Below are 12,931 nucleotides of genomic sequence, written 5' to 3'. Positions count from 1 at the left end.
CGCCCCCGCCGCCCCCGGGATCGGAATTCTTGCCGTTTCCGCCGCCGCCGGTGCGCAGCCGCCTGTCGTTCTCGCTGATCGGACCGCTTTCTCCTTCGATGGTCTTGCCGAAAGGCATCGTCGGGCTCGATTTAAGCTCGGTCTTCTCTTTCGGCAGTTCGGGGGCCACCCGTGCTTCGATCTGCGGCTGGGCCGGCGCTTCCGCCGGTTTTGCTGTCGCCGGGGCCTGCGCCACCGCGACAGGAGGCGCCGTTCCCCCTTTAGCTTCCAGCACCGCCGTCTTTTCCGGGAGGGGCGCCTGCGTTGCGCTTGCGCGTCCGGTATCGGCAGCCTCGTTTGCCGCAGCTTCGGACGTCTCCTTGCGGCCAACGGGAGACGAAGCAGCGGCGCCGCTCAGCCTGCGAAGGTTCTCGACCGCCTCGTCGATCGCCGAGATGCACACATCGGTCGTCGTCGCTTCCGAGGGAGCAGCGGAGGGAATAGTGCCCGATCTCAGATCGAGGGCGCTGCCTGCCGCAAAGATTTGTTTCGAGATCTGGTTCATCGTGGTTTCCTCGCAATACTCAAGGTCACGCGACCATGGCTTGCATTACGTCGGCGGGGTGGGCCGACGACCATGAATAATCATTCCCGGCATTGATGACGCCGTCAGCGCAATCGCCGCCCGCCGGATCGTCATTGTCGAGAAAGGCGATGACTTCGTTAGCGAGCCTGTCGCCAGCCGGCTGAGGCTGTGTAGTGTCATGTTCCACCAGCCCGCCCTGAATGAGGATGGCGTCTGAATAGAGCTGGCCTGCCAGATAGGTCGTCTGGCCGAAACTATCGTAGTCGACGATCTCGGCGATGTTGACGACGGCATTGCTGCCCGTGTCGATCGTAACCGTTGCGTCGGGATTGTTTTCGAGGATGGTCGATGCCGCCTGGGTCACATCGTCGGAATCGCCGAGGATGCTGACCTGCTTTATGATCGTCATGTCGTAGAGATTGCCGGTGATGTAGAGCACGTTGAGGCCGGCATATCCCTGGAAATTTACATCAAAGGACAGCCCTTCCGGCATGTTGGGATCGCGATCTTCGATCGCTTTCTGCGTTGCGGCCATATAGTCCGGCATGGCCGCGAACGGGCTGTCCGTCCCGACATTGTGGATCGAGGCGAAATTCCAGAGCAGGTTGTTGCCCGTCTGAATGTCGGCGCCGGGATCGACGCCGTCTTCCGCCCGCACCCAGTCATTGTCGTAGAGCAGCGAGATCTGCGTGATGCTGTTGATGTCGAGCACATTGCCGCCGATGATCACCAGATCATACTGCATGCCCATCCCGAAAAAGGAGGAGAAGTTGATGGAGGTATTACCGCCCGTCAGAACCGTGGCTTCGGATCCCGAGGTGGTGACCGTCATCGTGTCGTTGTCGCTGACAAAGTGATATTGCTCGATCCACTGTACGAAGGAGACGTCGCCGTCGATGACGCTGACGCGCCAGCTGTTCGGGAAAGTCGGCTCGACAGCATCGTTGTCAGCATGGCTCGATGCTTCGAAGGTGCTGTGTTCGAAGAGGGCGATATTCTTGGCGACCGTTCCCGCGTCATCGGCGGAATGGCCGGATGAATGCAGCGTCGAAGCAATCTCGTCGTTGTCGCTGTAGACAAAGGCTTGGGAGATCGCGTCGATCTGGTGATAGTTGCCCATCACCGCCGTGACCGAGGCGATGACGCCGGTATTGATCACCGAGGCGACGTTGACAAGGAGGTTTGCACCGGCGGTCACATCAAGGCTGTTGCCACTCGGGTCGGTCTGCTCGACGGATGTATTGCTGTCGTCTGGTTCTTCCTCGAGCTTGGCGAGACCGCGGTCGGGCAGGAAGTCGTCGAGGACAGGGATATCGGTCGTCTCCTCGCCGTTAACATAGACCGTATCGTTCTTGGGGGCGGTGGTGCTGAAATCATGCGTCGCGTCGCCGCTGCTGGGCGAGGCCGGCCCACTGTCCTTGCTATTCTGGATATAGCTTTCGAGATCCTCGGCGATTTTCAGCGCGCCATCATAGGTATCTGTCCGGTGGAGGCTCGCAAAAGGCGTGAAGATCTCGGCCTCGGTGCTGAAATCCGCGAGCCGCTCGATGACGAAACTCGTGTCTCGAAGGGGATGGACGCCGTCCGTCATATCCAGATAATCGTCGTCGTAGAGGACGTTGACCTGGAGGACATGACTGATCGCCGAACCAGGCCCGGCAAAGACCGTCAGTTCCGGCTCATCCGTGAGCACGATATCCGTAGGATCGCCGAAATGCGGTAGCGGGATGTCCTTTCCGGCAATCGCCGCCAGCTTCTCGAGGCTCTCCTCGAAGACGCGGCCGAAATGGCGCGTCGGACCATATTCGATGTCGTAGCTGCCGCTTTTGTAAATGACGCCCGGATCGTAGTCCTTGAGCTGGAGATCGGAAGAGAAGGCGGCGGTAAAGGCATCCTGATCCGGCAGGGCCGGTCCATCCGCGCCCGGTCCTGCGCCCTCGGCATAATTGGTGCGCAGCCTCATCTCGTCGGTCGTCATCTCGAAGAGACCGATGAAGTGCGCAATGATTTCCGAAATCTTCTCGATATGCATGGTTCGGCCCTCCCATTCGAGATGACGATCGGCCTTGGAGGCGCCCGCCGGGAGCCGTCGTGTGGTCGTCAAATCGTTTTCAAGCAGTCAAACTGCACCGGCTTGAGCCGGTGCAGTTCTCTTGGTCGTTGGAGGTCAGTGTCAGGTGCTGGTATCCTCGCCGACGTCGGAGACATGAGAATTGCCGCCGATGACGCTGGAGTCGACCGTATTGCTGAGCAGGTTCGCGCCCTGAACGAGCTCGAGGTGGAAGCCCGAATTGGCAAGGATCGCCGAAGCATCGGCCGCACTCGAGCCAGTGGCGTCGTCGCCAGCCTTGAGATCCCAGCCCTTGCCGTCCATCTCCATGCCTTCTGCGCTGCTGGCGTCGCCGCCATCGGCCTTAAGGTGGTTATCGGCATGCTGGTTGTTCATCGTGGTGTTCCAGGCATTATCCTGGTCGGCCAGATGGTTTGCCTGGATGGCGCTGAAGCCGCTGTCGTTGCCTTCGCCGGTCAGCGAATTGTTGAGGATGCTGTCGACGTCGAGAGTGAAGGAGAAGTCGTCGCCGAGGTCGAAGGTGAGGTCGTGTCCGGCAACGCCGAGGTTGGAGTCCTTGACGTCCTCGATGACGGCGAAGTCTGTGTCCGTCTTGTTGAAGCTGTCGGAGGTGTTGTTGCTGTCGGAGACCGTCTTCGTATCCGTATCCGTCTCCGTAACGGTCTTGATATCGGTGTCGGTCACGGTTTTCGTATCGGTGTCCGTGATCGTCTTGGTGTCGGTGTCGTTGTCGCTGTACGACTTGCTGTCATAGCTCCAGTCGTAGTCGGTCTTGGTGTCGGTATCGGTGATCGTCGTGGTCTTGGTGCTCGTATCGTCGTCGGACTTGTAGCTCCAGTCATATTCGTTGTCGCGGTTGTCGCCATTGTTGGCGGCGACGTCGATCTCCGCCTTGACGTCCACGTCGACGCTATTGTCGGTATTGTCGCGATTGTCGCCATTGGCGACGCCGCCGACATAACCGGTCGAATCGTCTTCGATTTCAGTCGAATTGATCGCGCTATTGGCAAAGCCGTCGGCAAGCGCCCCGACCTTTGTGATTTCGGTGTCGTCAGACATTGCATTCTCCAGAAAAAACCGGAGCAGCTTTTCGAAATCCCTCTCATCTCAAATGGGATTTTACTCGCGCTCGCTCCGATACGGTTAAGATCGGCAGATGTATTCGATACTAGTCATCTGCAGCTTCGTCGCGATTTGTTGATCAAATCGTTGGTATTGGGAACGTACGTACTCAGTACAAGGCCGCACATATCCAGCTCAGAATCCTGAAAAGGATAAGGAGTATTCAGGCTTTCTTTTCGTTGAGTTGCCCTAAATGGAAGCCATGTATCAAAAACGCATGACGATACCTGGATTTTCCAGTCGCCACTTGGACGACGATCACAGAATGCTGGAAAAAATGCGGATCCGATAGACACCAATTCGGGCTAAGGCGGATCCGCCCTGTCCGGATAGCCCGCAGATAGTCCCTGTCGTCGGAGTACTACGATCTGTTCGGCAGCGGCGTCGGCGAGCAGCGACAATCCGGGGCTCCCGGCATTCGCTGCAGGGTTGAGGGGCACCTTTCGACGTTTCCCTGTCTCATATCCGACCCACCCTGCATGACGAAAATATGACAATTTGTACTGAAATATTACATTCAACTGAACATCTATAGTCGAAGCAAATATAGCCTTGAAGTATATATCATAGTGAAAATACAACCAAGGCATTGTATCGTATCGTTTTTCGTCCGCGAAAACTAATCACTTTGGGCCATTTCCTTCCTTCTCAATCCGTATTAACATAATTAAGAAATGTCTAAAAAATAAAGCGGTGACATCCGGGGTCGGCATTTCTTACTATCTTATACCCGCCATCGCTCCACGTTTGAGTAAAGTGTAACGCTAGGGGAGGCGTATATGTTCATGACAGGCTCAGGGATGGAGAATTCTGACCAGGGAAGAAAGTTGAGTACGTCCGGAGATACTATACTAGTGGTAGCCAAGGCGGATCTGTTTTCGGAATGCATGGTAGAAGCACTGGCAAAGAAATTTCCGAACTGTGAAGTGGCAAGCATAACGAGTACAAAGCCGATGCTGGAAAAAGATACCAGCGATTTTAAGCTTGTTTTATTCTATCATATACCCGGCCCGGAGCTTCATGAAGCGCTGCAGGCTGCCCGCGAAAACCACCCTGAAACCTCGATTGGACTTGTCGTCGAAGCGATCGATATGCTCGAGCCCTATGTCAGCCGGCTGGTAGAGGCGCGGATCATCGATGGCGTCCTGCCACTCAACCTGCGGCTCGATGTCTTTATGGCTGCAGTGGATCTGCTAATGAAGGGCGGCGAACATTTTCCGTCAGCACTTCTCAATCGCCTCACCAACAATAACGCCCAGCTGGAGCCTTCGCTCTATCAGACAAAATCGGTCGATGCGGCGCGCAGCAATGCGCTCAAGCTGAGACGCGACAGCATCTCTGCTTTGACCACCCGTGAGGTTCAGATTCTGGATCTCATATGCAAGGGCACGCAGAACAAGATCATCGCCGACAAGCTGCATCTTTCCGAAAATACCGTGAAGGTTCACGTCCGCAACATCTACAAGAAGATGAACGTCCGAAACCGCACGGAAGCTGCATCCCGCTTCTTCAATGAGCATTCCGCCGGTGAAGGCGACATGTCCGGTCGGTGGCGCAACTGATCTAACGCTTTCTTTTGCTTCAGATCGAAGGACGCGCAAAGCAACGCGACTTCTGTCCGAAGCCGCTTGGAGAGCAGATATAAGGCGCCGAGCCATGATAGGCTACGCTGCGGGCCGTTGCTGCAGTCGGGCGCTCGGCCCGATTTGCCGGATAGGCATAGGCCTTCGAGACGCGCGGTGCCTCGACCACGACGATGTTCTTTTTCGCGACGACCGCGATATCGTCATCAACGACCGCGCAAGCCGTTGGTCCGATTGCAACGAGCGCCGTTCCCCAGACGAACATCGCCAAGCGGAAACGCCGGCCTTTCAGCTGCGGTGTATCTTGTTTTTCTAACATGGCCAAAACCCCTCGCATATGGCGCTTCAGGATGCAAGACCGGCCGTGCCGTTGAGCGCGGCCAATCTCCCGCCTTCCCTCGTATATTAGCTGCATTGAGTGAAGCTTAAGCGGCGAGTGAGAGGCGTTGTTGCGGATCGGAAAATGACTAGAGTGATTAATCATTCGTTATCTTGAAGAATACTTGTGTAATTATTTTGGATACTTGGAATTTTTAAAGTTGACCTTCACGCTAATCGTCTTATCATTTGAGTAGTAATTCAGTTATCCGAAGAATAACTACAAAGTTATTCACGTCTTGATAGGAGGGTTCACGAACATCCAGGCGGATAAGGAAGACTTGAGGCGCATAAATAAATCAAAAGACTAAATACCTGGGAAGGAGTTTGTAATGCGTAGTTTCGTTCCCAACGAAGGCAATTCTAAAGTGTCAGGCATACCGGTGCTCCAAGGGCGACGCACCGTTCTTGTGAATGGCGGGGGCGGCTTCCTCGGTTCACATCTCTGCGAAAGGCTCCTGCAGCGCGGCCACAGCGTCACATGCCTCGATAATTTTTCGACCGGCCGCCGTGCGAATGTCGCTCATCTTGCATCGAACACCCGCTTCCGCATCGTCGAGCACGATGTTAGGCAGCCCTTCGATATTGACGCGTCGCTCATCTTCAATTTCGCCTCCCCCGCCTCTCCGCCCGATTATCAACGGGATCCCGTGGGAACGCTGCTCACCAACGTGCTTGGCGCCGTCAATACCCTTGATTGCGCGCGAAAGACCGGTGCGATCGTCGTCCAATCGTCGACGTCGGAGGTCTATGGCGACCCAACCCAGAGCCCGCAGCACGAATCCTATTTCGGCAATGTTAACCCGATCGGACCGCGCGGCTGTTACGACGAAGGCAAGCGCAGCGCCGAAACGCTGTTCTTCGATTACCACAGGACTTACGGTGTCGACATCAAGGTCGGCCGCATCTTCAATACCTACGGACCGCGCATGCGCCTGGACGACGGGCGGGTGGTTTCCAATTTTATCGTGCAGGCCCTGCGCAATGCCGACCTGACGATCTATGGCGATGGTCAGCAGACCCGTTCTTTCTGCTATGTCGACGATCTCATCGAGGGTTTCCTGCGTTTTTCGGCCGCGGGCAGCGCCTGCAACGGCCCGATCAACCTCGGCAATCCAACCGAAATGACCGTTCGACGCCTGGCGGAAATCATCCGGGACCTGACGAACTCGCGTTCTCGGATCGTCCACCTGCCTGCGGTCACCGACGACCCTCGTCAGCGGCGGCCGGATATTTCCCGCGCCATGGCCGATCTTGGCTGGAAGCCCCGCATCGGGCTCGAAGCCGGCCTGGCTCGCACCGTCGAATATTTCGACGGACTGCTGGCCGGCACAGAGAAGGCGGAGGTCCTATGAGATGCCCCGCTACATTCTCGTCACCGGCGGCGCCGGTTTCATAGGCAGTCATATCTGCAAAGCGCTGTCGCGCGCCGGCATGATCCCGGTTACCTACGACAATCTCTCCACGGGACATGCCGACAGTGTACGCTGGGGGCCGCTCATCCGGGCTGAGCTTGCCGATGCCGCCGCGTTGCGCCGGACTCTTGCGGAGTTTTCGCCCGATTGCGTCATCCATTGTGGTGCCAATGCCTATGTCGGCGAATCCGTCGACATGCCCAGGAAATATTACCGGAATAACGTCGTCGGCAGTCTGACGTTGCTCGAGGCCTGCCTCGATCAGGAGATCGATCGGATCGTCTTTTCGAGCAGTTGCGCCACCTATGGCGTCCCCGCTTCATTGCCGATACGGGAGGAAAGCCCACAGCATCCGGTCAATCCCTATGGGCGCACCAAGCTGATCTTCGAGATGGCGCTGGAGGACTTTGCCGCCGCCTACGGCATCCGCTTTGCCGCATTGCGTTATTTCAATGCGGCCGGAGCCGACCCTGATGGTGAGCTTGCCGAGCGCCATCAACCCGAGACCCATCTCATCCCGCGCGCCCTTCTCGCTGCCGCCGGCAGGTTGGAGCGGCTTGATATCTTCGGCACCGATTATGCAACCGAGGACGGAACCTGCGTTCGCGACTATATTCATGTCAGCGATCTCGCGCAGGCGCATCTCGCCGCCGTCAATCATCTGATGGCGGACGGCGGCTCGCTCAGCGTCAATCTCGGCTCCGGCCGGGGCACCTCGGTGCGCGAGATTCTCGAGGCGATCCGTCGCGCCAGCGGCCGCGAAGTCCCCGTGCGTTATCGCTCCCGCCGCGCCGGCGATCCGCCGATCCTCTTTGCCAATACCGCAAGGGCGAAAGCGGAACTCGGCTTCGCGCCGGCTTTCTCGGATATCGATACGATCATCCGCACTGCCGGCCCCACCTTCGGGCTGGAGATGAGGGCATGAGCAATGTTTCGCAAATCGGCCATGGCGTCAGGACCGCCAAAGCCGTCAATGCTGATGCATTCGATCTTGTTTTCACCGGCTGGAACCGTGTCGCCTATGGCTTCGGCATTCTCTGCTGGCTGACGGCACTCGGCTTTTTCTGGATCTGGTGGTGCCAGTCCGCCCATATCATTTCTTGGGCCACATTCGTGCTCGTCACCCTCGTGCTTGCCTGGATCACGCTTGTACCGGCCTATTTCATCCTGATCTTTGTCGATGCGAGGACGGTCAGCCCTCGCGCAGGGCTGCCGGAAGGGCGGGTGGCTATGGTCGTCACCAAGGTGCCGTCCGAGCCCTTTGCCGTCGTCCGCACCACTTTGCAGGCGATGCTCGACCAGATCGGCGTCGATTTCGATGTCTGGTTGGCTGACGAGGACCCTTCGGAGGAAACCAGGCGTTGGTGTGCGGCGCACGGCGTGCTGATCTCCACCCGAAAGGGTGTGGCGGAGTATCATCGCACCACCTGGCCGCGCCGGACGCGTTGCAAGGAAGGCAACCTCGCCTATTTCTACGATCACTTCGGTTATGCGCGCTACGATTTCGTCGCCCAGTTCGATGCCGACCATGTGCCGACGCCGACCTACCTCCGTGAAGTCCTGCGCCCCTTTGCCGATCCCGGCATCGGTTATGTCTCCGCTCCCAGCATCTGCGATGCCAATGCCGGGGCAAGCTGGGCGGCGCGCGGCAGGCTCTATGCCGAGGCAAGCCTGCACGGTTCGCTGCAGACGGGTTACAACAATGGCTGGGCGCCTCTTTGCATCGGTTCCCATTATGCGGTTCGCACATCAGCCCTTCGTCAGATCGGCGGCCTCGGCCCAGAACTTGCGGAAGACCATTCGACAACGCTGATGATGAATGCCGGCGGCTGGCGTGGCGTGCATGCGGTCGATGCGATCGCTCATGGCGACGGACCGGCGAACTTCACCGATCTCGTCGTCCAGGAATTCCAGTGGTCGCGCAGCCTGGTCACCATTCTGCTGCAACATTCCCGCCGCCACATCATGCACCTGCCTTGGCGGCTGAGGTTCCAGTTCGTGTTCTCGCAGCTCTGGTACCCGCTCTTTTCCGTCTTCATGGCCATGATGTTCCTGCTGCCGGTTGCCGCGCTGCTGACGGGCCGTGTCTTCGTCAATGTCACCTATCCGGATTTCCTGCTGCATTTCGTGCCGATGTCGATCGTACTGACGCTGTTTGCCTTCTTCTGGCGGGCAACGGCAACCTTCAGGCCGCACGATGCGAAACTGCTCGGCTGGGAAGGGCTTGCCTTCACCTTTCTGCGCTGGCCGTGGTCGTTGGCCGGCAGTCTTGCCGCTGTTCGCGACTATATCTGCGGCTCCTTCGTCGATTTCCGCATCACGCCGAAGGGAAAGCAGCAGCAGCGGTCTTTGCCGCTGCGCGTCATCGCGCCCTATATCGGGCTCGCTGCCCTTTCCGCCGCTGCAATGATGTTTGCGACCGATGCCGCGGCCGCCCAGGGTTTTTATGTTTTCGCCATGATCAACCTCTCGGTCTACCTGTCGCTGACGGTGCTGATCGTCGTTCGCCATGCGGTCGAAAACGATCTGCCGCTGCTGCCGCAATCGCGCGGGCTGTGGCTTGCGACAGCCACCGGACTGGCGATTTTCGTCGCTGGCGGCACGCAGGCGGGGAGCCACGGCCTGCGCGGCCTCGAAGCTCTTTCGCACGGCCAGACGTTTGTCAGTTTCACCGAAACGCAATTTGCCGTGGCCGGCGCCGGCCTCGGCGGCGGCAAGACCAGGATCGTGAAATTCCACCTGAGATGGAATGGTTTCGGCAGAACCGGCCGAGACGAACAGGGTGCGTGAGCCGGCGGAACCGGCAGGTGTCGAGTATGGAGGATGTAATGAGTATCGGATCGAGACTATGGGGAGCAGCGCTTGCTCTCAGCCTGTGCCTGCCGGTGGCAGCGCACGGCGCCGAGGTTGCCAAAATGAAGGCGCCGACGCCGCTCAGCGCCTATGAGCTCTATCGGATCTATGGCGACAAGACCTGGACCTGGAACACCGGCGGCGGCCGTTTCTTCGATGAGGGCCGGCGGTTCGTCGCCTGGAGCAATGATAAGGGGAGGCCGTCCTTCGCCGAAGGCAGATGGGTGGTCGACGATCTCGGCCAACTCTGCATGCGCGCCACCTGGACGAATGCCGAGGGCGCGGCCCGCGCCAGCACCTGTTTCGGGCATCGCAAGATCGGCAACACGATCTATCAGCGGCGCCAGCCGGACGGCAAGTGGTACGTCTTCCGCCATGCATCGGGACTCCCGGACGACGAGTTCGGCAAGCTCGTCCCCATGGACACCGTGAGCGCGAAGGCAAGCGAAGTGAAGCAGATCCTGCTGAGCCAGGAAGTAGCCCGAAAAGGAGGGTGAGCCATGAAGAAGCTGATGAAAAAAAACCTCTCGACCGCCGCGTTAGCGCTGTTGCTGTTGTGCGTCGCGGATCTGCCGGGCCGAAGCGAAGTGCAATATGCCGGCATTGCCCCGAACCCGGCGGCGGCCGTGCGGACGATCATCGATAAGCGCCCTGTCCTTCATACCGACGGCATTAAGTTCGGGGCCTACGATCCGCACGGCGATTTCGGCGCGCAGGCGAATGTCGCGACCGAAGCCCTGTTTCTGCCATGGGAGGACGTCGATCTCGAGACGTTGCGCGTCGCCGATGCCTATGCGCAGGCCAGAGGCCGCAACCTGCTGATCACCGTGGAGCCATGGTCTTGGGACGTCGATTGGCGGCTGACCTCCGCAGAGCTTCGCGCCAAGGTTCTGCGCGGTGACTATGATGTCAACATGCGTTCGATCGCGCATATGATATCTGAGCTGAAAAGCCCGGTGATCGTCCGCTGGGGACAGGAGATGGAGGACAAGTCAGGGCGGTTCTCATGGTCCGGCTGGAGCCCGCAGGACTATATCACGGCCTACAAGCGGATGATGGACATCGTCCGCCAGGAGGCGCCCAGCACCGAGCTCATGTGGTCACCAAAGGGAGAGCCTGGCCTTGAGGCCTATTATCCCGGCGACGATTATGTCGACCTCGTTGGGCTCTCGGTCTTCGGCCTGCAGCGCTACGACGAACTCGCCTACAATGAGCACCGAACGTTCTCGGAAGCGCTGAAGCAGGGATATGATCTCGTCGCCGGCTACGGAAAGCCGATCTGGGTGGCGGAGCTGGGCTATGAAGGCGGCGACGCCTATATCAGGCCGTGGATCGAAACTGCCACCTTGAAGCAGAGCGCCTTCCCGAATCTGCAGGAGGTCGTCTATTTCAACGACCGGGATGTGCATGCATGGCCGTTCGATCTTGGCCGGCCGGACTGGCGCGTGGCCGAAAACCTGGGCAACTGATAGTCCGGAAAACAGAGGCTTGAAAAACGGAGAGGCCCGCCGGGGTGTTGCGGGCCTCTCCTCATGTCGGGCGACCGATCATCCCTTGATCGTTGCCTTACCCTCTTCGATGAGCCGGGTCGCCGCATCGGCGGGCGAAATCCGTTCGAAGGCGAGTTCGTCACAAAGCGGGCGCAGCACGCGCTGGTCGAATTGGGTTGCGCCCATCGGCACCGGTGGCGGATATTCGCCGACCTGATCCTTGAGCAGATTCACGTATTTGACCGTTTCCTGCTCTGTCGGGTTGAGTTGCGGCAGGATGGCTTCGCGCACGGTAGGCGACATTGGCACGCCGCGTTCCACGCCAAGGATCTTGCCGGCTTCGGGATCGTTGACGAAGAAGCTGATGAATTTCGCGGCAGCTTCGCCATGCTTGCTCGTAGCGCCCACACTCCAGATCAGTGCCGGACGGTAATAATGGCCGGACGGACCGCCCTTCTTTTCCCGTGGCAGCATGGTGATGCCAAGCTTGTTCTTGATGATCAGTTGATATCCGACCATCTGGTTTGAATAGGCCATGCCAATCACCGATTTGCCGAGACCAAGGCAATTGGTGTCGATCGTGTTCTGATCGAGCGTCTGCACGTCGGCAGCAACGGTGCCACCCGCTTTGCGCAGTTTCTCCCAGTAGTCGAACCATTCCCTGGCATCGTCGGCCGTGAAACCGAGCCCAACGCTTTCTCTCGCAAAGAGGCTCTTGCCGCGCTGGCGCAACCAGGCATCGAACACATAGGCGTAGCGCGCCGCATAGGGGCCGCCGCCCTTGCCGGAAGACTTGGCGAGTTCGACGGCGAGCTTGGCGTACTCATCCCAGGTGAGGTCGGGCGTCGGCAATGGGATGCCTGCCTTTTCGAATTCGACTGTGTCGAAGAACATCGAGAAGGAATTGAGGCCGAGGCCAACACCATAGAGCTTGCCGTCGATGGTGGTCAGTTTCAGCATGTCGGCGCCAAAGGACTGAACGTTCAGCGTGGAGGGGACGAATTCATCGAGTGGCAGGCAGGCGCCGCGCTTCGAATAGTCTGAAATTGTTCCCGGCTCGAGCTGGAAGATGTCGGCGATCGAGCGCCCGGCCATCTGCGTTGCGAGCTTCGTCCAGTAGCCGTCGCCCGAAAGTGATTCACCGACGAGAGTGACGCCAGGCGACTTCGACTGATAGAGCTTGGCAACTTCAAGCGTGCGCTTGGCGCGGTCGTTGGATCCCCACCACATGGCGCGGAGCTGTGCGTCTTCGGCAAAGGCCGGAATGGCGCTTCCGGCACCAAGGGCGAGACCGGCGGCCGCACCGGCTGAACCCATCAGAAATGAACGGCGATTGACCTGCATTGATAATCCTCCTTGTCCCAACTGCCCGCTGCCATCCTCCAACGGCGTTGCGGGGCACTTCGGCAAATAGAGTACGCAAAAAAATATTTATTGCAAGAAGTAACCATTTT

10 protein-coding genes and 1 pseudogene are annotated in these 12,931 nt (G+C 58.6%); 6 read left to right on the top strand and 5 right to left on the bottom strand.

The window, feature by feature from the left end; genetic code table 11:
- The 3 genes and pseudogenes from ACM5SV_RS33215 to ACM5SV_RS33205 form a co-directional block, all read right to left on the bottom strand.
- Positions 1–544 (bottom strand): annotated as a pseudogene (locus ACM5SV_RS33215) (type I secretion system permease/ATPase); the annotation flags it as partial.
- A gap of 25 nt (positions 545–569) precedes the next feature.
- A complete protein-coding gene (locus ACM5SV_RS33210; RefSeq protein WP_222017983.1) occupies positions 570–2,597 on the bottom strand; it encodes a hypothetical protein in 2,028 nt (675 codons plus the stop codon).
- Positions 2,598–2,738: 141 nt separating this feature from the next.
- Positions 2,739–3,695 (bottom strand): fibrinogen-binding protein, encoded by a 957-nt coding sequence (locus ACM5SV_RS33205; protein ID WP_130675989.1) that lies wholly within the window; start codon positions 3,693–3,695, stop codon positions 2,739–2,741.
- 842 nt (positions 3,696–4,537) lie between these two features.
- On the opposite strand from ACM5SV_RS33205, the gene ACM5SV_RS33200 reads away from it, so the two are divergent.
- Entirely contained in the window at positions 4,538–5,320 is a 783-nt protein-coding gene (locus ACM5SV_RS33200; protein WP_012759601.1) for a helix-turn-helix transcriptional regulator, read from the top strand.
- Positions 5,321–5,339: 19 nt separating this feature from the next.
- On the opposite strand, the gene ACM5SV_RS33195 is transcribed toward ACM5SV_RS33200, so the two are convergent.
- Entirely contained in the window at positions 5,340–5,660 is a 321-nt protein-coding gene (locus tag ACM5SV_RS33195; protein ID WP_012759602.1) for a hypothetical protein, read from the bottom strand.
- Positions 5,661–6,051: 391 nt separating this feature from the next.
- Here ACM5SV_RS33195 and ACM5SV_RS33190 point away from each other — a divergent pair, with 391 nt between their 5' ends.
- From ACM5SV_RS33190 to ACM5SV_RS33170, 5 genes are read left to right on the top strand one after another with little or no spacing between them, the layout of a single operon-like run.
- A complete protein-coding gene (locus ACM5SV_RS33190) occupies positions 6,052–7,074 on the top strand; it encodes a UDP-glucuronic acid decarboxylase family protein (protein WP_222017985.1) in 1,023 nt (340 codons plus the stop codon).
- Position 7,075: 1 nt separating this feature from the next.
- Positions 7,076–8,059 carry a UDP-glucose 4-epimerase GalE gene (galE, locus tag ACM5SV_RS33185; protein ID WP_012759604.1) on the top strand — a complete coding sequence of 328 codons (984 nt, stop codon included), beginning with the start codon at positions 7,076–7,078 and terminating at the stop codon, positions 8,057–8,059.
- Positions 8,056–9,924 (top strand): glycosyltransferase family 2 protein, encoded by a 1,869-nt coding sequence (locus tag ACM5SV_RS33180; RefSeq protein ID WP_222017987.1) that lies wholly within the window; start codon positions 8,056–8,058, stop codon positions 9,922–9,924. The genes galE and ACM5SV_RS33180 overlap by 4 nt, the downstream gene beginning before the upstream one ends.
- Before the next feature lie 38 nt (positions 9,925–9,962).
- Positions 9,963–10,484, top strand: coding sequence for a DUF995 domain-containing protein (locus ACM5SV_RS33175; RefSeq protein ID WP_113547945.1), 522 nt, complete (start codon positions 9,963–9,965; stop codon positions 10,482–10,484).
- A 3-nt stretch (positions 10,485–10,487) separates the two neighbouring features.
- Positions 10,488–11,456 carry a glycoside hydrolase family 26 protein gene (locus tag ACM5SV_RS33170; RefSeq protein WP_012759607.1) on the top strand — a complete coding sequence of 323 codons (969 nt, stop codon included), beginning with the start codon at positions 10,488–10,490 and terminating at the stop codon, positions 11,454–11,456.
- Positions 11,457–11,534: 78 nt separating this feature from the next.
- Here the strand turns inward: ACM5SV_RS33170 and ACM5SV_RS33165 are convergent, their stop codons facing one another.
- The gene (locus ACM5SV_RS33165) at positions 11,535–12,821 is read right to left on the bottom strand and encodes an ABC transporter substrate-binding protein (RefSeq protein WP_222017989.1); all 1,287 of its coding nucleotides are present in this window, start codon (positions 12,819–12,821) and stop codon (positions 11,535–11,537) included.
- Between the last annotated feature and the right edge of the window lie 110 nt (positions 12,822–12,931).

Origin of the sequence: Rhizobium sp. CRRU65, from assembly GCF_048551595.1 — a bacterium.
Classification (GTDB): domain Bacteria; phylum Pseudomonadota; class Alphaproteobacteria; order Rhizobiales; family Rhizobiaceae; genus Rhizobium; species Rhizobium leguminosarum_J.
Note: the sequence above shows the minus strand (reverse complement) of the source record. Positions and strands in the feature narration are given on the sequence as shown.